A 21,840-nucleotide genomic window follows, 5' to 3' on the forward strand; every position below is an offset into this window, starting at 1 on the left:
ATGGCCGGAAAGAACGGGCGCGACATCAGCTCTTGCGTCCGCGCCGGGCGGCGTCCAGCAGGGGCAGCTGCATGCCTTCGATGGACGGCAGGTCGCGCTCGAGTTTCTCGATCTCTTCGCGGAACGCGTGGACGTCTTCGAAGCGCCGGTACACCGAGGCGAAACGCACGTACGCGACCTGGTCGAGCTTCTTCAGTTCGCGCATGACGAGTTCGCCGACCTGGCGCGACGGCACTTCGCGTTCGCCGCAGCGGCGCAGGTCGTTCGTGACCGCGCGCATCGCGGTATCCACGGCGTCGCTCGCCACGGGACGCTTCTGCAACGCGCGCTCGAAGCTGACACGCAGCTTGTGCTCGTCGAACGGCTCGCGACGATCGCCGGATTTGACGATCGCCGGGAGTTTCAGCTCGGCCGTTTCGAACGTGTTGAAACGCTCGCCGCACTGCGGGCACTCGCGACGACGCCGCACCGTGCTCCCGTCTTCCGTGAGGCGGGAGTCGATGACGCGCGTGTCTTCATGCTGGCAGAACGGACAATGCATCAGCCGTAGACGGGGTATTTAGCACACTGCGCGGTGACCTTGCCACGCACCGTGGCCAGCACCGTCTCGTCGGCCGGCGCGTCGAGCACGTCGCAGATCCAGCCTGCGAGATCGATGGCATCGGCTTCGGTGTAACCACGCGTCGTGATCGCCGGCGTGCCGATGCGCAGGCCCGACGTGACGAACGGCGAACGCGGATCGTTCGGCACGGCGTTCTTGTTGACGGTGATGTGCGCCTTGCCGAGCGCGGCCTCGGCGTCCTTGCCCGTCACGTCGCGACCGATCAGGTCGATGAGCATGAGGTGGTTCTCGGTGCCGCCGGACACGACCTTGTAGCCGCGCGCGATCAGCGTCTCCGCCATGGCCTTGGCGTTCTTCACCACCTGCTTCTGATACTCCGTGAAGGCCGGCTCGAGGGCTTCCTTGAACGCGACGGCCTTGGCGGCGATCACGTGCATGAGCGGACCGCCCTGAATGCCCGGGAACACGATGGACTGGAGTTTCTTCTCCAGCTCTTCGCCGATGCCCTTCGCCACGATGATGCCACCGCGCGGACCGCGCAGCGTCTTGTGCGTGGTGGAGGTGACGACGTGCGCGTGCGGTACCGGGTTCGGGTAGACGCCCGCGGCCACGAGGCCGGCGACGTGCGCCATGTCGACGAACAGGTACGCACCCACCTTGTCGGCGATGGCGCGGAACTTCGCCCAGTCGAGCACCTGCGAGTACGCCGAGAAGCCGGCGACGATCATCTTCGGCTTGTGCTCGACGGCGAGCTTCTCGATCTCGTCGTAGTCGACCAGACCGGTGTCCGGATCGATGCCGTACTGCACCGCGTTGAATAACTTGCCCGACATGTTCACCTTGGCGCCGTGCGTCAGGTGACCGCCGTGAGCGAGGCTCATGCCGAGGATCGTGTCGCCCGGCTGCAGCAACGCGAAGTACACGGCCTGGTTGGCCTGCGAGCCCGAATGCGGCTGGACGTTGGCGTAATCGGCACCGAAGAGCTTCTTCAGGCGGTCGATGGCCAGCTTCTCGGCGACGTCGACGTATTCGCAACCGCCGTAGTAGCGCTTGCCGGGGTAACCCTCGGCGTACTTGTTCGTCAGGACCGAACCCTGGGCTTCCATCACGCGCGGGCTGGCGTAGTTCTCGGAGGCGATCAGCTCGACGTGATCTTCCTGGCGACGGGCTTCGCCCGCGATGGCCTGGGCCAGCTCGTCGTCGTAACCGGCGATCGTTGCATCCTTCGGGAACATCTGAACCTCGTGCAGAGCGCAATGGGAAAGGGGAAAAGTGTAGCCGAGGTGGGGGTTTGCAGCCAGCCGGACAAGGTCCGGAGCGGCATTCGCGACCCAGGCCTACCCACCTGCGGGGCACAGGCCTACTCCACCGCACGGGCACCCCACCTAGGCTTGCCGAGGGCGATTGCCCCTCCCCCTCCCCAAGGAATGGACACCATGCGACTGCGACACCTTCCCCTGGCACTGGCCCTCGTCGCCGGCACCCTGGCGACCGCCCCGGCGGCCATCGCCAGCTCTTCCGCGCTGGCCTTCGACATGGCCGTGGCCGACCGCCAGGTCACGGAATTCACCCTTGAACACAACGGCGCGGTCCACCGCATCGCCGGCCTGGAGCGCCTGGACGTGGAACTCGAAGGCCCCGACGGCCGACCCGGCGCCATGTACGTCGCGCGGGTCGACGGCCGCCCGGCCACGCTCGTCCGGCTGGGCGACGCGCTGGACATCGCGTTCGACGACGCCGCGCCGACGTCTGCGGCCGCGAGGTCGCGGCGTTCGGGCGAGTGGACTGCCGACTACACCGGATTCGGCGACCTCGTGACCAGCGACGACGCCGAGCCGTACGACCCGGAGGCCGACGAGCCGGGCGGCGACGGGCTCAATGTCTGGATCTTCCTCCACGACCAGTCGAAGGAACCGGATCACGCCCATTTCCTCAACTGGTACACGACCTGGTGGGTCCGGGAGATGCAGAAGGACATCGTGCCGGGCAAGAAGGTCCGCGTTTTCCTCAAGACGAACGTCCCGGGGCTGACCGATCTCGACTACCACGCCGGCACGGCCGCCCAGCGCCTGAAAGACGTCCATCTGCGCGGCTTCGAGCACGTCCACGACGCGCACGGTGCGCCGGGTCAGCTCGCCCGTTACGTGCTGTTCGTCGACGAGCCGGCGGCGAACTGGGGCGAAGACGTCGTCGGCGTCGCGCTGGACAACGGAAAGTCGGCGCTGGCGAGCCGGCGGGGACCGCGTCACATCGTGGCGCACGAGATCGGCCACACCATCGGCGGCGTGCACGAGCTAGCCCAGAAGGCCTGGTGCGCGAGCAGCATGGCCGGGTACGTCTGGCTCACGGCCAGCTGCCTCTGGTACACCACCCCCAACCAGCGCGGCATTCGCGACTATCTCCTGCCGCGCCTGTAGGACGAGCCCGGGGCCCGGCCCGTCCGGGCCCCGCCGCGACGACTCCGCCCTCCGCCCCGTCACGCCGACCGGTTATAATCGGGGTTTGCCTGCCCGGAGCCTCCCTCGCTCCGACGGCCCGCATCGCCTGACGGAGCACCCATGCAATACATCTACACCATGAACGGGGTGAGCAAGATCGTTCCCCCGAAGCGCCAGATCATCAAGGACATCTCCCTGTCCTTCTTCCCCGGCGCCAAGATCGGTCTCCTCGGCCTGAACGGCGCGGGCAAGTCGACGGTGCTGAAGATCATGGCGGGCGTCGATACCGACTATCAGGGCGAGGCGCGCGCCAATCCGGGCACCAAGATCGGCTACCTGGCGCAGGAGCCCGACCTCGACCCGAACAAGACCGTGCGCGAAGTGGTCGAGGAAGGCGTGTCCGAGGTTCTCGACGCGCAGAAGCGCCTCGAGGAGGTCTATGCCGCCTACGCCGAAGAAGGCGCGGATTTCGACAAGCTGGCCAAGGAGCAGGAAGCCCTCGAAGGCATCCTCGCCGCCAACGACGCGCATGCGCTGGAGCGCCAGCTCGAAGTCGCCGCCGACGCGCTGCGCCTGCCGCCGTGGGACGCCCTCGTCGGCCCGCTGTCCGGTGGCGAGAAGCGCCGCGTGGCCCTGTGCCGCCTGCTGCTCTCGAAGCCCGACATGCTGCTGCTCGACGAGCCGACCAACCATCTCGACGCCGAGTCGGTCGACTGGCTGGAAACCTTCCTGCACGACTACCCGGGCACGGTCGTCGCGGTCACCCATGACCGCTACTTCCTCGACAACGCCGCCGAGTGGATCCTCGAGCTCGACCGCGGCCGCGGCATTCCCTGGAAGGGCAACTACACCGACTGGCTGGAGCAGAAGGGCGAGCGCCTGAAGCAGGAAGCCAACCAGGAGAAGTCGCGCCAGAAGGCGCTGGCGAAGGAACTGGAGTGGATCCGTTCGGCCGCCAAGGGCCGCCAGTCGAAGGGCAAGGCGCGCATCAACCGTTTCGAAGAGCTGAACTCGGTCGAGTACCAGCGCCGCAACGAAACCAACGAGATCTTCATCCCGCCGGGCGAGCGTCTGGGCCAGGAAGTCATCGAGTTCAAGAACGTCACCAAGTCATTCGGCGACCGCGTGCTGATCGAAGACCTCTCGTTCAAGATTCCGCCGGGCGCCATCGTCGGCATCATCGGCCCGAACGGCGCCGGCAAGTCCACGCTCATGAAGATGATCATGGGCAAGGAGAAGCCGGACTCCGGCGAAGTGAAGACCGGCCACACGGTCAAGCTCGCCTATGTCGACCAGTCGCGCGATGCGCTCGATGCGAAGAACAACGTCTGGCAGGAAGTGTCGGGCGGCTCGGACATCCTGACCATCGGCACGTTCGAGATCCAGTCGCGCTCGTACATCGGTCGCTTCAACTTCAAGGGCACCGACCAGCAGAAGATCGTCGGCCAGCTGTCCGGCGGTGAGCGCGGTCGCCTGCACATGGCCAAGACCCTTCTGCAGGGCGGCAACGTGCTGCTGCTCGACGAGCCGTCGAACGATCTCGACGTCGAAACGCTGCGCGCGCTCGAAGACGCCCTGCTCGAGTTCCCGGGCTGCGCCGTGGTCATCTCGCATGACCGCTGGTTCCTCGACCGTATCGCCACGCACATCATCGCGTTCGAAGGCGACTCGCACGTCGAGTTCTTCCCGGGCAACTACAACGAGTACGAAGCCGACAAGAAGCGCCGCCTCGGCGACGATGCCGGCCCGAAGCGCGTGAAGTACAAGAAGCTGGTCTGACCAGGACCACCGATCCTGTGGGAGCGCGCTGGCGCGCTCCCACAAGGAGCCCGATTCCCGCCTTACCGTGTGGTGCACCCCATGAACTTCATGACGGCTCTGAAGGACGCCTGGCGTCGCAACGACTCCCTGGTGTGCGTGGGCCTCGACCCGGAGCCCGGCCGTTTGCCGGCGGGCCTGTCCGGCACCGAGGGCATCTTCGAATTCTGCCGCGACATCGTCGATGCGACGGCCGGCTCCGTCTGTGCGTACAAGCCCCAGATCGCCCATTTCGCCGCCCAGCGCGCGGAAGAGGTGCTCGAGCGCCTGATCGCGCACATCCATGACCGGCACCCCGACATTCCGGTGATCCTCGACGCCAAGCGCGGCGACATCGGGTCGACGGCGAAGCAGTACGCCGCCGAAGCCTTCGACCGTTACGACGCCGACGCGGTCACGCTGAATCCGTACCTCGGCCACGATTCCGTCGCCCCGTTCCTCGACCGCGCCGACAAGGGCGTGATCCTGCTCTGCCGCACCTCGAACCCCGGCGGCAAGGATTTCCAGGCGCTCGACTGCGGCGGCGAGCCGCTCTACATCCGGGTGGCGGAAACCATCGCGCGCGAGTGGAACGGAAACGGCAACTGCGCACTGGTCACGGGCGCGACCTGGCCGGAAGAGCTCGGCCGCGTTCGCAGGATCGTGGGCGACATGCCATTGCTCGTTCCCGGCATCGGCGCGCAGGGTGGCGACGTCGAGGCGGTGATGCGTCATGGCCGGACGGCGGACGGAACGGGCCTGATGATTTCATCCTCGCGCGCCATCCTTTACGCTAGCGGCGGCTCCGACTTCGCCGACGTAGCACATCGCGCGGCGGAAGAAATGAGAAAATCGGTCAACTCATTCCGCTCGTAAGCCAAAAAACAAATAGCAGTCGCAAATTGCACGATTCAGCAACTGCAAAAGGCTTACGCTGCTACTCCGCGCTATCGAACAATACCGGGCTAGAAGCGCCACAGCGTTCCACCGGAGTTGTCATGCCACCTATCAACCGAGGTTTTTCCCAACGTCTGCATGTCGCGCTGGACATGGCTGGCGTGAAGAAAGGCCGCGGCCGAATCACGCAGCTGGCCGACCTTTTCGACGTCAGTCGTGAAACCGCGCGGAAATGGCTCAGCGATCTCGGCCTGCCGGAACTGGAACGCCAGATCGACATGGCGACGCGCTTCGGCGTCAACTTCGAGTGGCTCGCCACGGGCCGCGGTTCGCCGAACGGCGCGACCGGCGTGCGCGAAAGCCCGGCCCTCTATCGTGCGGATTCGCGCGAGCAACTGCGCCTGGTCGGCCTCGTCAGCCGCCTGCCCAAGGAGCGCCGCAAGGCCCTCCTGGTCATCATCGAAGCGCTCGCCGACGCAGAGTAGCGCCGTGCAGGCGCCGCCATGGCGGCGCCTGACTGACCCGTCGCTCAATCGTCCGCGACGTCCATGCCCGGGAACAGCACCTCGGTATAGCCGAAGCGCGAGAAGTCGGTAATCCGCGACGGATATAAGCGTCCGATAAGGTGGTCGCACTCGTGCTGCACCACCCGGGCGTGGAAGCCCTCGGCGACGCGGTCGATCGGCTTGCCCTTCGGATCGACGCCCGTGTAGCGGATCGTCGCATAGCGATCGACGACGCCGCGAAGTCCCGGAACGGACAGGCACCCTTCCCACCCTTCTTCCATCTCGTCCGACAGCGGCACGATCACCGGATTGAGCAGGATGGTCTGCGGCACCGGCGGCGCGTCGGGGTAACGCTCGCTGCTGTCGAACCCGAAGATCACCAGCTGGAGATCCACGCCGATCTGCGGCGCGGCGAGGCCCACGCCACCGACGTGGTGCATCGTTTCGAACATGTCGTCGATGAGGGCGTCGAGCTCGGGCGAGCCGATCATGTCCGGTGGCACCGGCGGCGCGATGCGAAGCAGACGCTCGTCGCCCATTTTCAGGATCTCGCGAATCATGGGGGTCCGGCGGGGAGGGGGAAGGCGTCAGCATAGCGCGGATGCACGCGCGCCACGGCGCGGCCATTCGACCAATGGCTAATACGTGAAACCCCGCATGGCGATTGACCCCCGAAGCGACGGGGACGACCCTTGGGCCATCCGCACGGGGAGCTCCAAGCCATGAACAGCGCCATCCCGAAACCCAGTCCCGCAGGCAAGATCCTGTGGGCTGCCATCGCCATCGTCGGCGCGTGGTGCCTCGGCGTCGTCGCCCTGCGACGCGGCGAGCCGATCAACGCGATCTGGCTGGTCACCGCGTCGATCGCGGTGTTCCTGATCGGCTATCGCTTCTATAGCCGCATGATCGCGACGCGTGTGCTTCAGCTCGACCCGACACGCGCGACGCCCTCGGTGCTGCGCAACGACGGGCTCGATTACGTGCCCACCGACCGATGGGTGGTCTTCGGCCACCACTTCGCCGCCATCGCCGGCGCCGGGCCGCTCGTCGGCCCCGTGCTCGCGGCGCAGATGGGCTACCTGCCCGGCACGCTCTGGATCCTCGTCGGCGTGGTATTCGCCGGCGCGGTGCAGGATTTCATGATCCTGGGCCTGTCGCTGCGCAGGGACGGTCGCTCGCTCGGGCACATGCTGCGCGCCGAGCTGGGCGAGGTGCCCGGGGTGATCGCCATGGTCGGTGTGCTGGTCCTGATGATGATCGTGCTGGCGGTGCTCGCACTGGTCGTGGTCAAGGCCCTGACGCACAGCCCCTGGGGCACCTTCACCGTGGCGGCCACGATTCCGATCGCGCTGCTGATGGGCGTGTACCTGCGCTACATCCGGCCCGGAAAGATCCTCGAGGTGTCGATCATCGGCCTTGTCCTGTTGCTGGCTTCCATCTGGTACGGCAAGGCGGTCAACGACTCGCCGACACTCTCGGTCCTTTTCGACTTCGATGCCAAGGCGCTGGCGTGGCTGCTCATCGGCTACGGGTTCTTCGCCTCCGTGCTGCCCGTGTGGCTGCTGCTGGCACCGCGCGATTACCTGTCCACGTTCCTGAAGATCGGCACCATCGCCCTCCTGGCGCTCGCCATCTTCCTTGCCGCGCCGACGCTGCAGATGCCGGCGATCACGAAGTTCGTCGATGGCACGGGCCCGGTCTTTGCGGGCAACCTGTTCCCGTTCCTGTTCATCACCATCGCCTGCGGCGCGGTCTCGGGCTGGCATTCGATCATCGCCTCCGGCACCACACCGAAGCTGCTCGCCAACGAGGGCGAGGCGCGCCTCGTCGGTTACGGCGGCATGCTGATGGAAGCCTTCGTCGCGATCATGGCGCTGATCGCCGCCGCCTCGCTGCATCCGGGCGTCTACTTCGCGATGAACTCGCCCGGCGCGCTCGTCGGGACCACCGCCGAGCAGGCGGCGGCGACGATCAGCAGCTGGGGCTTCCTGGTCACGCCCGCGGAGCTGACGCAGACCGCACGCGACATCGGTGAGGGAACGATCCTCGGTCGTGCCGGCGGCGCCCCCACCCTGGCGGTCGGCATGGCGCAGCTGCTGCACGGGATCATGCCCGGCGAAGGCATGACGGCGCTCTGGTACCACTACGCCATCCTCTTCGAAGCCCTGTTCATCCTGACCACGGTCGACGCGGGCACCCGGGTGGGGCGCTTCATGATCCAGGAACTGGCGGGCATGGCATGGGCACCGCTGAAGCAGACCGAATCGTGGCTGGGCAACGTGGTGGCCACGGTGATCTGCGTCGGGCTGTGGGGTTATTTCCTCTATCAGGGCGCCGTGGATCCGCTGGGCGGCATCAACACCCTGTGGCCCCTGTTCGGTATCGCGAACCAGATGCTCGCGGCGATCGCCCTGATGCTGGCGACGGTCGTCACCGTGAAGCTGAAGCGCGAGCGTTACGTGCTCGTGCCGGCGGTCCCGGCCGCGTGGCTGGTGATCTGCACGCTGACCGCCGGCTGGCAGAAACTCTTCGATGCGAAGATCAGCTTTACCGCCGCCGCGCAGAAATACGCGGATGCCGCGGCCAGCGGCAAGCTGCTGGCACCGGCGAAGACCGCGGAGGAAATGCAGCGGATCATCGTCAACAACCGCGTGGACATGGTGCTGACCGGCCTGTTCATGCTGCTGGTGCTGACGATGCTGTTCTTCTCGCTGCGGTCCATCGTCCGCGCGTGGAAGGCCAACCATCCCACCGCACAGGAAGAACCGTACGTCGCGCTGTCGAGCGTGGGCTGAGGAACGCGGCATGGCCATCACCCATACCCGTTCGATCTGGCGCTGGGCGGTACAGACCGCCCGGCTGTGCTGCGGCGTACCCGATTACGATGTCTACGTGAAACACCTGCGCGAGCACCACCCGGAACGGAAGGTGCCCAGCTACGGGGAGTTCTTCCGGGAACGGCAGGAAGCGAGGTATCGGGGAACGGGCGGGCGCTGTTGTTGACTGGTGGGAGCCAGCCTGCTGGCGATGGGAGCTTGCGACGAGCACCCATCGCCAGCAGGCTGGCTCCCACCCCTCACCGAGGATCGTGAACGATCAGAGATCCTGGTGGTACTGCACGTACGGCGTGCGCGACTGGTCCGGCTCGGGACCGACCGGGCCGGTCGGGGCGTTGCCCGACGACCAGACGTTCTGCGCACCGACCGAGAGTTCGCCGCGCCACGGCAGGCGCCAGGTGACGCCGAGGTCGATGGCGCTCCAGCGGCGGTCCGGATTGAGACCGTTCACCGCGGTAGCCTCGGGCTGCATGGTGCGGCCCGTGATCAGACCCGACAGCGGACCGCGATCGACGCCGAAGCTCAGCGCCTTCTGGTCGACGGTACCGATCCCGAGGAGGTTGCCCGGCAGCAGGCGGATACGGCCGATGCTCGCGCCGAGGTCGATGCCGCTACGGGCGCCGAGATCGACGCGGCCGTGGGCGTTGAGTTCGGTGGACGACGACAGGGCGTTGACCGGGAGCCCGGACGCCGTGGTCAGCCCCGGCAGGACCCGGGGAAGTGCCGCGCCCGTGCCGGTCGGACGGCTGGAACCCACGCCGAGGCCGACGCTGTAGCCGGCGCCGCGATACGTGGCGCCCACTTCGCTGCCGACGATGCGCGGCGGCGCGCCAGGCGCACTGCAACGATCGCCCTTGCTCCCGCTCGCGCAGGATTCGGCCGAATTGATCCAGCCCTGACCGCTGACAGTGGCGTGTGCCTGGACGCGGGGGCCGATGTCGTACTGGAGGCCGCTGGTCAGCGCCGGACCCGCGGTCACCGCCTGAGGCGCCAGCGGCTGGGTGGTGTCGGCGCGGTCGTCGGCCTGCAGGGAAAGGGCGCGGCCATCCGGCGCGAGCCAGACGGGAATCGCACCGCGAGAACCCGCATCGCCACCCAGAAGGCGCGACGCCGTGGCGTCCTGTCCGACCGGCGCGACCTGTCCTGCCGCGGCGAGCGGCATCAACAGAAGCATGGTCAGGACAGATCGGCGCATGGAGGGTTCGTCTGTGACGGCTGAGTTTCCCCGCGTCCCGCCTCAGCCTGACGGGAACGACCCGAGTATACGCCGTTTTACTTTTTACTAACACCCCGGGGAGGGGCCCTTAAGGAAACAGCCTGCCTGCCGTTTATGACCATGAAGGGTCGCCGCCGGGGGGCGACGGCCCCCGGAACCGCGCCACGGCGCCCCATCGCGCGGCCGCCGCAACGCATATAGACTGAACCGACCACGACCGGAACCTTAGTCAGGCGATGACCTTCGCTCCATCCCAAAGCCCGACCCTGCAGGCTCCCGGTTCCGCTGTGGCTGAGCCCTTGCAGGCGGCTGTCGAACGCCTCCTGCGCGCCGCGGACGCCGAGTCCGTGCGGGTGGATTGCGAGGCCTTCGTCCATTGCCTCGTCGCCGATGCCACCGTGACGTGGCGGCCTGCTTCCGAGTCTGCGCCGGCCGGCGCGCTGGAACTGGCGATCGATCCACAAAACGAGCGCTACATCGACGTCCGCGCCGCGGACGGCGAACTGCGGGCGTCCGCCGACCTGCTCGCCTGGGTCGGCCGCCTCGCCGCCGCCCGTCTTCGGCAGCTGGCGGAAACGGCGAACCTCTACGAGGCCATCTCGCGCCTCGCCCTGGCGGAACGTCTTCAGCGCGCCCTCTACGCGATCGCGGAGCAGGCCGGTGCCGAGCACAACATGAAGGACATGATGAGCGCGCTCCACGGCATCGTGGGCAGCCTCATGTACGCCGAGAATTTCTTCATCGTGCTGTACGACGCGCAGAACCGCACGGTTCGCTTCCCGTACTTCGTGGACACCGAAGACCAGGACATCCCGGATCCGGAAGGCGTGCGCGCGATCGAAGCGATCGAGAACACGCTGACCTGGCACGTGCTGCAGAGTGGTCGCGCGATGATGGGCGCGAGCAGCGAACTCGAGAAGAACCTGCCCGGCCCGCGCGTGCCGATCGGTCCGCCCAGCGACGACTGGCTCGGCGTGCCCATGAAGCGCGGCGACGACGTCGTCGGCGCGCTGGTGGTGCAGAGCTACCGCGACGACACCCGCTACACCGAGAACGATCGCGACCTGCTCACCTACGTGGCGCAGCACGTGCAGACGGCGCTGGAGCGCCGCCAGGCACACGAGGAACTGGAACGTCGCGTCACCACGCGCACGGCGGCATTGCGCGAAGCCAACCGCGTGCTGCGCCAGCAGGTCCTGCAGCGCCAGCGGGGCGAGCGCCTGCAGGCGGCGCTGTTCCGTATCGCGGAACTGGCGAACACGTCGGACAGCATCGAAAACTTCTATGCCGCGGTCCATCGCGTGATCGGTGGCCTGCTCTACGCACGCAATTTCTATATCGCGCTGCTTTCGGAAGACCAGAACAAGCTGACCTTCCCCTACTCCGTCGACGAACTCGATGGCGTGCGCGAGCCCCGCGAACTCGGCCGTGGCCTCACCGAGTACGTGCTGCGCAACGGCAAGGCGCTGCTGGCCGACCGCGACGAGATCGATCGCCTCAATCGCGACCAGGTGCTGTCGACCTCGGGTGCGCGCTCGCTGCACTGGCTCGGCGTGCCGCTGATCTGGAACGAGAAGTCGATGGGCGTGCTCGCGGTGCAGAGCTACACGCCCGAGCACACGTACAGCGCACGCGACCAGGAACTGCTGACCTTCGTCAGTTACCACATCGCCAACGCGCTGCAGCGCAAGTACACGACCGAATCGCTGAAGCAGGCCTACGCCAGCCTCGAACGCCGTGTCACGGAACGCACCCGCGCCCTGGCGCTGGCCAACCGCGACCTGCGCGAGCAGATCGCGGAGCGCGAGCGGGTCGAGCGCCGCCTCAAATACGAAACCCTGCACGATTCGCTCACCGGCCTGCCGAACCGCACGCTGTTGCTGCAGCGTCTGGAGCAGGCGCTGAACCACTACCGCGAGAACCCGGGCGACCTGTTCGCGGTGCTGTTCATCGACCTCGACCGGTTCAAGGTGATCAACGATTCGGTGGGCCACCTCGTCGGCGACGACCTGTTGTTCCAGGTGGGCGGTCGCATCCGCGCCTGCCTGAAGACGCGCGACGTCGTGGCGCGCCTCGGCGGCGACGAATTCGCCGTGCTCGTCGAGGGCATCGTCGACCCGCAGGCCGCGACGCACATCGCCGAGCGCATCATCGCGCAGTTGCAGACCCCCTTCCGCCTCGGCGCGAAGGAGATCTTCACGTCCGCGTCCATCGGCATCGCGTTGCCGACGCCCGAGTACACGCGTCCGGAAGAACTCCTCCGCGACGCCGACTCGGCCATGTACCGGGCGAAGGACGAAGGCCGCCATCGCGCGGCCGTCTTCGACGATCGCCTACGTCGCGAGGCCCTTTCGCTGCTCGAACTGGAAGGCGACCTGCGCCGCGCGCTCACGCGCAACGAGTTCGTTCCTTTCTATCAGCCGATCGTGGATCTCGAAGACACTCGCGTCGTCGGCTACGAAGCACTGCTGCGCTGGCGCCACCCAGAACGCGGCCTGCTGCCGCCGGGCGAATTCCTCGCCGTGGCCGAAGACACCGGCTGCTCGGAAGCCATCGACTGGCAGATCTTCGACCAGGTGATCCGCCAGGCGCGTGCGCTGGTGGGCGACGAGGGCTTCATCAGCATCAACGTCTCGGGCAGCCATTTCCGCTCGCCGGACCTCGATCAGCGCCTTCTCGACCTGCTCGCGGAACATCGCGTGCCGGCCCGATCGATCCGCGTCGAGGTCACCGAGCGTGCGCTGCTCGAGAACCCCGCCCAGGTGAAGCGGATCCTCGAGAACCTCCGCGACCACGGCGTGGGCATCGCTCTGGACGATTTCGGCACGGGCTACTCATCGCTGAGCTACCTGCACCAGTACCCGATCGAGACGCTTAAGATCGATCGCTCGTTCGTGATCGAGCTGCCCGCGGAAGACACCGACGCACACAGCACCGCAGTGGTGCGCGCGATCCAGGCGCTCGCGGATTCGCTGCGCATGCAGGTGATCGCCGAAGGCATCGAGACGGAATCGCAGATGCGCGCCCTGCGTCGCATCGGTTGCCGGTTCGGTCAGGGCTTCCTGTTCGCGCAGCCGCAGCCCGCGAGCAAGTGGCTCGGGGCGCCGTTGTCGCTGGATGCGTGATGCGTGATGCGGTGGGAGCCGGCCTGCCGGCTCCCACCCGATCCTTCACTGCAGCGTCGACGGGGACGGCGGCGTCTCGACCTGTGTGAGCAGGCGCTCGGCGTCCACGCGATCGAACGTGTAGCGCGTGGCGCAGAATTCGCACACCACCTCGATCTCGCCGTCGCGCTCGTCCAGCGCCGCCTCGACTTCCGGGCGGCCGAGCGCGCGCAGCATGCCTTCCACGCGCTCCTGCGAGCAGGTGCAGCCGAACGCCAGCGAGCGCGGCTCGTAGAGCCGCACCGTCTCCTCGTGGAAGAGCCGGTAGAGCAGTTCTTCCGGACGCGTGGAGAGCATCTCCTTGTCGCTGAGCGTCGCCAGCAGGTGACCCACGCGCTCCCAGGCGTCGTCGTCGTCCTCGACGGCGCTGTGACCGCCCTCGCCCGGCACCGGCTGCACCATCAGGCCCACCGCGTGCTGGCCGTCGGCGGCGAGCATGATGCGCGCGGGCAGCTGCTCCGACCGCTCGAAGTAGCCTTCGAGCGCCTGCGCGAGCGACGGCGGCGGCAGCGACGCGTCCGACGGCGGCGAGAGGTCGACGATGCCCTGGTAACGGCCCCGGTCGGCCTGACCGATCGTGATGGCGAGCAACGGCTCCGGGGCCGCCGCGAGATCGACGTGATCGGCCAGTGCGCCGGGCTCGTTTTCGTCGTGGCGCGCGATGCCGCGCACGCGACCCTTGTCCGTGCATTCGGCGAAGAGCAGGCGCAGCGCGCCCTGGCTCTTGTACTCCAGCGAGAGCGCGCCATCGAACTTGATGTTGCCGGTGAGCAGCGCGCTCGCGGCGACCGCCTGACCCAGCGTCGTGCGCAGGGCCGATGGGTAGTCCGCTCGCGAGGCGATCTCGTGCCAGCTGGCGCCGAGCCGGACGAGCACGCCGCGCATGCCCGCTTTCTCGAGCATGAAGCGATAGAGCACGTCCTCGGACACGAGGGTATCGACGATCGAATCGGTCACGGCATTCTCCTGGTGATCCAACGGCAGATGGGGTCGCGCCCGGACAGCGACAAGCCCACGGAGGCCAGTGCCCCTTATACTGCGCCATCCTCCGCCAGCGCGCCGCCATGATCCCGACGCATCGCTCGCCCCTTCGCCGGATCGTCCGCATCGCGTGCCTGCTCGTCGTGGCCTGGCTGGCCCTGTCGTGCGTCGTCGTGTTCGCCTTCCGTTTCATCCCGCCGTGGACCAGCGCGATGATGATGGAGCGTCGCGTGGAGGCATGGGTGACGGGTGAGCACGATTTCACGCTTCGGCACCGCTGGGTTCCATGGGGGCGCATTTCGCCCCAGGTGGGCATCGCGATGGTGGCGGGCGAGGACCAGAAATTCCCGTACCACCACGGCTTCGATGTCGATGCGATCCAGGATGCCATCGACGCGGCCGACGAAGGCAAGCGCCTGCGCGGTGCCAGCACGATCAGCCAGCAAGTGGCGAAGAACCTTTTCCTCTGGAACGGTCGCAGTTTCGTCCGCAAGGGCCTTGAAGCCTGGTTCACGGTGCTCATCGAAACGCTCTGGCCGAAGCAGCGCATCCTCGAGGTGTACATGAATACGGTGGAGCTCGGTAACGGCGTGTACGGCGTGGGCGCCGCGGCCGACGCGTTCTACCGCGGCACACCCGACCGACTCGATGCGACGCAGTCCGCGCGTCTCGCCGCCGTGCTGCCGAATCCGCGCCGCTTCCGCGTCGATGCGCCGAGCGCCTACGTGCAGCGCCGCACCGCATGGATCGCCCGGCAGGTCGTGCAGCTCGGCGGCCCCGCCTATCTTTCCCGACCGGCGCCCGTCTCCGGCCGGGTGCGCTGAGGCCCGCCATGTCCTACTCCCTCGCCATCGTCGTGCCCGCGTACAACGAGACCGCCGTGGCGGAGACGTTCCATGCGCGCCTCGGCGCGGTGCTGGACGGACTCGATGCCACGTCGCGGATCATCTATGTCGACGACGGCAGCCACGACGGCACGTGGACGACGCTGCGCGCCATCGCCGCGCGCGACCCGCGTGTCGAGGCGCTGCGGCTCTCGCGCAACTTCGGCAAGGAAGCCGCGATGACGGCCGGCCTCGACGCCGCGGATGCCGACGCCGTGGTGGTCATCGACATCGACCTGCAGGATCCGCCCGAACTCATCCCGGCACTGGTCGCGCGCTGGCAGGAAGGCTTCGACGTGGTCTACGCCACACGCGGCGAACGCGACGGCGAATCGCGGACCAAGAAATTCACCTCCGCGGCGTTCTACCGCGTGATGGAGCGCCTGTCCGATACCCCGATGCCACGCGACACCGGCGACTTCCGCCTGCTGTCCCGCCGTGCGGCGGATGCGCTGCGCCAGCTCCGCGAGCGCCAGCGCTTCATGAAAGGGCTGTTCGCCTGGATAGGCTATCGACAGACCGCGATCACGTACCATCGCGACGCGCGGCACGCCGGCGACACCAAGTGGAACTACTGGCGCCTGACCAACCTCGCGGTGGAAGGCATCACGTCGTTCTCCACCGCACCGCTGCGCATCGCCACCTGGGTCGGCGTCTCCGCCGCGACGCTCGCCTTCCTCTACGGCCTCTGGGTGATGCTGAAGGTGCTGATCTGGGGCGACCCCGTGCGTGGCTACCCCACCCTGATGGTGGTGATCCTGTTCCTGGGCGGCGCCCAGTTGCTGGCGCTGGGCGTGATCGGAGAATACGTCGGCCGCACCTATGCCGAGTCGAAGCGGCGCCCCCTCTACTACGTGGACGACCGCGCCGGTGCCCGTCCTTCACCTGATCGTTACCCGGCGCCTCCGGGCCAGCGGTAGACTGTCCTCACCGCGGCGGCGGCCGCACCCATCCCGGGAGTCGAGGCATGCAGCAGGTCAGACAACTCCTTGAAACGAAGGGCCGTGCCGTCTATTCGGTCGCCGAGGACGCGAGCGTCTTCGAAGCGATCCAGCAGATGTCCGAGAAGAACGTCGGCGCGCTGGCGGTCATGAAGGGCAGCGAACTCGTCGGCATCGTTTCCGAGCGCGATTACGCCCGCAAGGTCATCCTGCAGAATCGCTCGTCGCGCGATACGCGGGTGGCCGAGATCATGACGTCGAGCGTCATTTCCGTCGCCCTCGATGCCACCGTCGACGAGTGCATGCGCCTGTGCACCGATGGGCGCCTGCGCCACCTCCCGGTGCTCGATGCCCAACGGGTGGTCGGCATGGTGTCGATCGGCGACCTGGTGAAGGCGACGATCCAGGAACAGCAGCTGACGATCAGCCAGCTCGAGCAATACATCACGGGCTAGGCGCGGCGTTCGTCGCTTTCCGGCTCCAGGTCGGGCGAGGTCGCCGCGCGCCGGGCCACGTCCGTGGCGACGGCGGCGAGCCCCGCGCAGATCAGGCCGATACCGGCGATGCCCACGCCGATGGCGTGCAGGCCATAGAGGCCGCTCGTGACGAGCAGGTCGCCGAAGCGCCACACGGTCGTCTCGATGAAGTTCTTGCCCTTGTACCGCGCTTCGCGCGGCATGCGCGTGTAGAGGGCGTCCGACGCCGGCTTGCCCATCCCGAAGGTCATGCCTCGTGTCACCACCTGCACGACGACGATGACAGGCACCGCGATGCCGAACAGCGACGCGGCACCGGGGCCGTGGATCGCGAGCCAGGACAGCAGCAGGACGTTGACGGCCGACGGCACCACCAGCGCCCAGAGCGTGCCGAAACGGCGCATCAGCAGCGGCGTGACGGTCAGCTGCAACACCGCGCCCAGACCGTTGATCCACAGATCGAGATCCGCGTAGAACGCGGTTCGCAGAGCGTTGTCGGTGAAGCGCGCCTTCGTGTAGTCGGCCATCAGCGCGTAAGCCATGGTCGCGATGCCGTCGCTCAGCAGCATCAGCAGCGCCATGTAGCGGAGGAACGGCTGCGCGACCGCCGCCTTCGCACCCTCGATCATCGAGCCCCCCAGGGGCGCCCCGTCCGTCCGGTCGTTGGCGCCCACGCGACGGGACACGACCAGCAACGCGCCGAGCGCGACCGCCAGCGTGCCGGCGGATACCACCAGCATCGACGGCACGCCCAGCCGCACCACGAGCAGCCGCGTCAGCAGGGGCCCGAGCAACGCGCCCGCCATGCCGCCGAACGCGATCAGCGGGAACGCGACGCGCGCCTCCGTGCTGCTGAAGACGTCCGCCATCAGGCTCCAGAAGAGCGAAACCACGAACAGGTTGAAGACGCTGACCCAGACGAAGAAGACCTGGCCCAGGGCTACCGCGCCGATGCGGTCCTGCGCGACGAACGCGGGCACGAACGCCACCAGGCAGGCCACGAAGAAGAGGTAACTGCACAGCAGTACCTTGCGCCGCGCGAAGCGCGATACGAGCCAGCCGAATACCGGCGTCAGCGCCAGCATCACGACGAAGACGATCGCGTAGAACATCGGCAGCGACGACGAACCCGCGGCGCCGACCAGCTGGTCGCGCACCGGGCGCAGCACGTAATAGGAGGTCAGGACGAGGAAGAAGCCGATGACCGAGAGCACGAGGGTCGGCCCGCGCCGCTGGGCTGCGTCTGCAGGTTCGTTCACTGGCCGGGGCGTCCGCTGGGGTTGGCGCAAGCCTAGCACGCCGTTGCTGCGCCGCCGCGAAGCTGCGCTGCCGGACCCGTTCAGGGACATCAAGGCCCCGATCCGTTGTCGTGGGCGTGGAAGTGCATGACAATGCCGGTGACGATTGCCGGACGACCCGGCCTTCCCATCTTTCGCGGCGTGTCCCCACGCCTCGTTCCCGCGAGAAAAGCATGTCGTTCCGTTCCGCCTCCCTGCTCGTGTGTGCGCTTGCCTGCACCGTCGCCGCGCCATTCGCCCTCGCCGCCGTTCCGCCGCAGAAGCCGCCGGTCGTCCACGTGGACCCGGAAGCCGAGAAACTGCCGACCGACCGCGTGAAGGCGACGGTCGAGAATTACAAACGCTGGCTCGACGCGGTGGAAGCCCGCGACGCGGCCCCGGCGCTGGTCACCGCGATCATCGTCGACGACAAGGTGGTGTACGAGCGCGCCATTGGCTACGCGAACGCGAAGACGAAGGAGCCCGCGACGCCCGAGACCGTGTTCCGCCTCGCGTCGCTATCGAAGGCCTTCGCCACCGGCGTCACGGCCGTGCTCGTGCGCGCCGGGTTCCTCAGCTGGGACACGAAGCTCGTCGACACGCTGCCGTACTTCAAGCTCAAGGACGTCCAGTCGGCGCAGCAGGCCACGGTGCGCGACATCCTCGGGCAGCGTCTCGGCCTGCCGCGCAATACGTACGACGCCATGCTCGAGGCCGACGCGCCGTACGAGGAGCTCGTGCGCAAGCTCGACGAGGTCGACCTCTCGTGCAAGGTGGGCGCCTGCTACGGCTATCAGAACGTCGCCTTCAGCATGATCGGCGACGTGATCTACGCGCAGACCGGCGACTACTTCTTCCGCCAGGTCGAGCGCCGCATCTTCGCGCCGCTCGGCATGACCACCGCGAGCTACGGCCGCGACGCGCTCGAGGCCAGCAAGAGCTGGGCGCGCCCCCACCGTGGCGGTCCGCACAACTGGATCCCCTACGAGCCCAACGACAGCTACTACCGCGTGGCCCCCGCCGCCGGCGTGAACGCCAGCCTCCGCGACATGGAGCAGTGGCTGATGGCGCAGATGGGCGGCCGGCCGGACGTGCTGCCCACGCCGCTGCTCGACGTGCTGCACGCACCGGAGGTATCCACGCCGTCCGAGGAGCGTTCGCAGCCCTGGCGGCGTGCGCGCGTGACCGACGCGCATTACGCGCTCGGCTGGCGCGTGTTCCGCTATGCGAACGAAGATCTGGTCTACCACGCGGGCGCCGTGTCGGGTTACCGCACGATGATCGGCTTCTTCCCGAAGTACCACGCCGGCGTCGTCACGATGTGGAACGGCGCGGGTCCGGTGCCCGCCGGCCTGATGCCGATGGTCTTCGACAGCCTGCTCGGCCTGCCGCACATGGACTGGGCAGGCATCGACGGCCCCGTCCGTGCCGCGCCGGTCGCCCGGGTCGCCGCGCCGAAGGCCGCCGCGACGACGAAGGCGAAGGCGAAGGCGAAAGCACCGGCGAAGAAGACGGCCGCGAAGAAGTCGACGGCGAAGAAAACGAAACCCTGATCGACACCGTCATCCCGGCGAACGCGGGGCGACGAGCCAAAAAGAAACGGCCCCTCGCGGGGCCGTTTTGTTATCTGCCGAGGTTGAACTGCAACCGTCGCCGCAGCGTCACCGTCATGGGCTCGCCGTTGCGCGTGGCCGGCTTGTATTCCCAGCGGCTGACCGCGTCGATCGCGGAGCGGTCGAACACGTGCTTTGGCTGCGAGTCGACCACCGTGACGTTGCCGACCGCGCCATCGGCGCCGACGGCGAATTCCACGTCGACCCATCCTTCCTGGTTCGCACGCATCGCCGCAGTCGGATAGCGCGGGCTCACCTGACGGACGAGCACCGCCTCGCTGATCGCATCGGATGTCGCGGCACGCGCGGCAGGCGCTGCCGGGCGCGTGGCGGCCGGGGCGTTCGTCGCCGGTGCCTGAGGCTGTTGCGCGACGCGGGCGGCCTGCTCGCGCGCGGCCTGCAGCCGCTGCGCTTCCGCGGCGGCGGCCTGCTCGGCCTGCTGACGTGCCGCGGTGGCGGCGTTCTGCTGGGCGAGCTGCTGGGCCTTCTGCGCGTCGACCGCCTGCTGCTGTTCGCGGTCCAGCGTCTTGCGCTGCGCATCCAGCTTCGAGCGCAGGATCGTCAGGGTGTAGTTCTCGGGATCCGCCTTGGCGAGCAGATCGATCTCGCGCTGGGCTTCGGCGAAATCGCGCTGGTTGATCGTCTGCTCCGTGGCGGCGGCGCCATAGGAGAACGTTTCGCGCAACGCGTCGGCGGCCACCGGGTTACCGGGCTGTTTCTGCAACGCCTTCATGTAGAACTCGAAGGCGTTGTTGCCGGCCGGCGCGACCAGCCGCTGTTCGTTCATGGCCGTGCGCGCTTCGGAAAGCAGCTGGTCGACGCTCAGCGCGTCGACGTTCGCCGGCGGCGCCTCGCGAGTCGTCGTCGCCTTGGGCGCACCGTTGGCGACCGGCGTCGTACCGGCGCCGGCATCGCGGTAGGGCTTGATGATGAGGAACCACGCCGCGACAGCGAGCGCCAGGACGATGGCGACCACGGCGACGGTAACGGGACTGATCGCGCCGCGCATCTTAGGGCGGGCGCTGAAACGATGACGAGTATCCATGGCGGTTCGAAACGGACTCCGCAAAGGCGCGCGCCCCCAGACTGGAATGATGCGGAGAGACCCCCCGTCCCCCGCAGCGCGATGTGGCGACAAGGTAACCGTAATGGCGGCGTGAATCCAGCCGAGGCGTCTAGGACGTTTTCCGGGCCGCGAACCGGTCCCCCTTAAACGAACAACCCCGGCCAGGCCGGGGTCAAGTTTTCGAAGTGACTCCCCGCGCTGGGCACCGCGGGGAGCTAATTCGCAAAACGACTTTCTTATTGGAAGGTGACGCTTACTTGGCCTTGACGGCCTTCGGTGCGCGGACAGCCTTCGGTGCCTTGGCGGCCTTGGTCGCGCGAACGACCTTGGCAGCGGCGACCTTCTTCGACGCGGCCTTGCGCGGTGCAGCCTTGCGCGTGGCGGTCTTGCGGACGGTCTTCTTCGCGGACGCCTTCTTGACGGCCTTCTTCACCGCCTTCTTGGCAGCGACCTTGCGGGCCGGCGCCTTACGGACGGACTTCTTCGCAGCCGCCTTCTTGGCCGGCGACTTGCGGGTTGCAGCCTTCTTGGTCGCGACCTTGCGGGTCGAGGCCTTCTTCGCCGGCGACTTGCGCGCGGCGGTCTTCTTCACGGTCGACTTCTTCGACGCCTTCTTGGCGGCGGACTTCTTGGCAGTGGCTTTCTTGGCAGTGGCCATAGTTCTTCTCAGCTCCTCATCAGTTGGCAGTGGTTGCCCAGTAAAAGCGTGGAGGAACGCTTCAACCAGCAGATCGCTGTTCGTCGCGTGCCTCAAATTGTTCACCTGGCGGCGTGTGCGTTCATCGGAAAGCAGGCGGAGAACATGCAGCGGAATCGAGACTGTGATCTTGCGAACCGAACCCGCTTTCGAACCATGCTCCACATACGGCCTGATGAAATTTCCTGTTTCCATTTCCGGTTCCCCGTCAATTGACGCAAAAGCTATTCCTGAACATTTCCGCTGTCAATAAATTTTGGCTCTAAATTGAAGACGTTGCGGACCGCGAGCGCGACGCTCGCACCCTCGTCGAGCCCCGCTCCAGCCACTTCCATTAATCGCAGCGAATGATTTTCCGCGGACATGCGATCACACCGCGATGGAAAATCGGTACAGCAAATGCCTTAAATAAAGGCATTTTCGTCGCAGAGAAAAAATACTCGGCCAACGCGCGCGTCGTCGCGCCATCGCCGCGCCGCGTCCGCGAC

At 67.2% G+C, this 21,840-nt stretch carries 19 protein-coding genes; 11 read left to right on the forward strand and 8 right to left on the reverse strand.

The features are described from left to right. Positions 1-25: 25 nt before the first annotated feature. The gene (gene nrdR / locus BMX32_RS03275) at positions 26-541 is read right to left on the reverse strand and encodes a transcriptional regulator NrdR (protein WP_029213480.1); all 516 of its coding nucleotides are present in this window, start codon (positions 539-541) and stop codon (positions 26-28) included. Further along, on the reverse strand, positions 541-1,797 hold the full coding sequence (gene glyA / locus BMX32_RS03280) for a serine hydroxymethyltransferase (protein ID WP_089974425.1): 1,257 nt from the start codon (positions 1,795-1,797) through the stop codon (positions 541-543). Before glyA ends, nrdR begins: the two co-directional genes overlap by 1 nt. Before the next feature lie 201 nt (positions 1,798-1,998). Here glyA and BMX32_RS03285 point away from each other — a divergent pair, with 201 nt between their 5' ends. From BMX32_RS03285 to BMX32_RS03300, 4 genes are all read left to right on the forward strand, one after another. After that, complete coding sequence (locus BMX32_RS03285) at positions 1,999-2,979, forward strand: reprolysin-like metallopeptidase (protein WP_089974427.1); 981 nt, start codon at positions 1,999-2,001, stop codon at positions 2,977-2,979. Between the two features lie 141 nt (positions 2,980-3,120). Next, the gene (ettA, locus tag BMX32_RS03290) at positions 3,121-4,779 is read left to right on the forward strand and encodes an energy-dependent translational throttle protein EttA (protein WP_029213477.1); all 1,659 of its coding nucleotides are present in this window, start codon (positions 3,121-3,123) and stop codon (positions 4,777-4,779) included. Positions 4,780-4,860: 81 nt separating this feature from the next. Continuing rightward, positions 4,861-5,673 carry an orotidine-5'-phosphate decarboxylase gene (pyrF, locus tag BMX32_RS03295; RefSeq protein ID WP_089974429.1) on the forward strand — a complete coding sequence of 271 codons (813 nt, stop codon included), beginning with the start codon at positions 4,861-4,863 and terminating at the stop codon, positions 5,671-5,673. A 122-nt stretch (positions 5,674-5,795) separates the two neighbouring features. Beyond that, complete coding sequence (locus BMX32_RS03300; protein ID WP_029213475.1) at positions 5,796-6,179, forward strand: hypothetical protein; 384 nt, start codon at positions 5,796-5,798, stop codon at positions 6,177-6,179. Between the two features lie 44 nt (positions 6,180-6,223). Here the strand turns inward: BMX32_RS03300 and def are convergent, their stop codons facing one another. Continuing rightward, on the reverse strand, positions 6,224-6,760 hold the full coding sequence (gene def, locus BMX32_RS03305; RefSeq protein ID WP_089974433.1) for a peptide deformylase: 537 nt from the start codon (positions 6,758-6,760) through the stop codon (positions 6,224-6,226). 162 nt (positions 6,761-6,922) lie between these two features. Between def and BMX32_RS03310 the strand changes: the two genes are divergently transcribed. Then, a complete protein-coding gene (locus BMX32_RS03310; protein WP_029213473.1) occupies positions 6,923-8,995 on the forward strand; it encodes a carbon starvation CstA family protein in 2,073 nt (690 codons plus the stop codon). Positions 8,996-9,005: 10 nt separating this feature from the next. Further along, positions 9,006-9,203, forward strand: a complete 198-nt coding sequence (locus BMX32_RS03315) for a YbdD/YjiX family protein (RefSeq protein WP_029213472.1) — start codon at positions 9,006-9,008, stop codon at positions 9,201-9,203. A gap of 93 nt (positions 9,204-9,296) precedes the next feature. Here BMX32_RS03315 and BMX32_RS03320 read toward each other — a convergent pair whose 3' ends face one another. Continuing rightward, complete coding sequence (locus tag BMX32_RS03320) at positions 9,297-10,232, reverse strand: hypothetical protein (protein ID WP_089974435.1); 936 nt, start codon at positions 10,230-10,232, stop codon at positions 9,297-9,299. Positions 10,233-10,540: 308 nt separating this feature from the next. Between BMX32_RS03320 and BMX32_RS03325 the strand changes: the two genes are divergently transcribed. After that, the gene (locus tag BMX32_RS03325) at positions 10,541-13,378 is read left to right on the forward strand and encodes a bifunctional diguanylate cyclase/phosphodiesterase (RefSeq protein WP_244511392.1); all 2,838 of its coding nucleotides are present in this window, start codon (positions 10,541-10,543) and stop codon (positions 13,376-13,378) included. A gap of 45 nt (positions 13,379-13,423) precedes the next feature. Here BMX32_RS03325 and BMX32_RS03330 read toward each other — a convergent pair whose 3' ends face one another. Next, entirely contained in the window at positions 13,424-14,374 is a 951-nt protein-coding gene (locus BMX32_RS03330) for an Hsp33 family molecular chaperone HslO (RefSeq protein ID WP_280140810.1), read from the reverse strand. Positions 14,375-14,481: 107 nt separating this feature from the next. On the opposite strand from BMX32_RS03330, the gene mtgA reads away from it, so the two are divergent. From mtgA to BMX32_RS03345, 3 genes are read left to right on the forward strand one after another with little or no spacing between them, the layout of a single operon-like run. Further along, positions 14,482-15,222, forward strand: a complete 741-nt coding sequence (mtgA, locus tag BMX32_RS03335) for a monofunctional biosynthetic peptidoglycan transglycosylase (protein ID WP_089974439.1) — start codon at positions 14,482-14,484, stop codon at positions 15,220-15,222. 8 nt (positions 15,223-15,230) lie between these two features. Next, positions 15,231-16,202 carry a glycosyltransferase family 2 protein gene (locus tag BMX32_RS03340; protein ID WP_089974441.1) on the forward strand — a complete coding sequence of 324 codons (972 nt, stop codon included), beginning with the start codon at positions 15,231-15,233 and terminating at the stop codon, positions 16,200-16,202. 47 nt (positions 16,203-16,249) lie between these two features. Continuing rightward, the gene (locus BMX32_RS03345; protein WP_029213466.1) at positions 16,250-16,678 is read left to right on the forward strand and encodes a CBS domain-containing protein; all 429 of its coding nucleotides are present in this window, start codon (positions 16,250-16,252) and stop codon (positions 16,676-16,678) included. On the opposite strand, the gene BMX32_RS03350 is transcribed toward BMX32_RS03345, so the two are convergent. Beyond that, positions 16,675-17,958, reverse strand: coding sequence for an NTP/NDP exchange transporter (locus BMX32_RS03350; RefSeq protein WP_244511394.1), 1,284 nt, complete (start codon positions 17,956-17,958; stop codon positions 16,675-16,677). The two genes, BMX32_RS03345 and BMX32_RS03350, sit on opposite strands and share 4 nt — an antisense overlap. 212 nt (positions 17,959-18,170) lie before the next feature. On the opposite strand from BMX32_RS03350, the gene BMX32_RS03355 reads away from it, so the two are divergent. Beyond that, on the forward strand, positions 18,171-19,529 hold the full coding sequence (locus BMX32_RS03355; RefSeq protein ID WP_089974443.1) for a serine hydrolase domain-containing protein: 1,359 nt from the start codon (positions 18,171-18,173) through the stop codon (positions 19,527-19,529). A gap of 70 nt (positions 19,530-19,599) precedes the next feature. Here BMX32_RS03355 and BMX32_RS03360 read toward each other — a convergent pair whose 3' ends face one another. Together BMX32_RS03360 and metJ are read right to left on the reverse strand one after the other, a co-directional pair. Continuing rightward, positions 19,600-20,634 (reverse strand): energy transducer TonB, encoded by a 1,035-nt coding sequence (locus BMX32_RS03360; protein WP_029213463.1) that lies wholly within the window; start codon positions 20,632-20,634, stop codon positions 19,600-19,602. 274 nt (positions 20,635-20,908) lie between these two features. After that, complete coding sequence (metJ, locus tag BMX32_RS18995; RefSeq protein WP_089974445.1) at positions 20,909-21,547, reverse strand: met regulon transcriptional regulator MetJ; 639 nt, start codon at positions 21,545-21,547, stop codon at positions 20,909-20,911. Positions 21,548-21,840 lie beyond the last annotated feature (293 nt).

The sequence above is a fragment of the Luteibacter sp. UNCMF331Sha3.1 genome (assembly GCF_900109915.1).
Taxonomy (GTDB): domain Bacteria; phylum Pseudomonadota; class Gammaproteobacteria; order Xanthomonadales; family Rhodanobacteraceae; genus Luteibacter.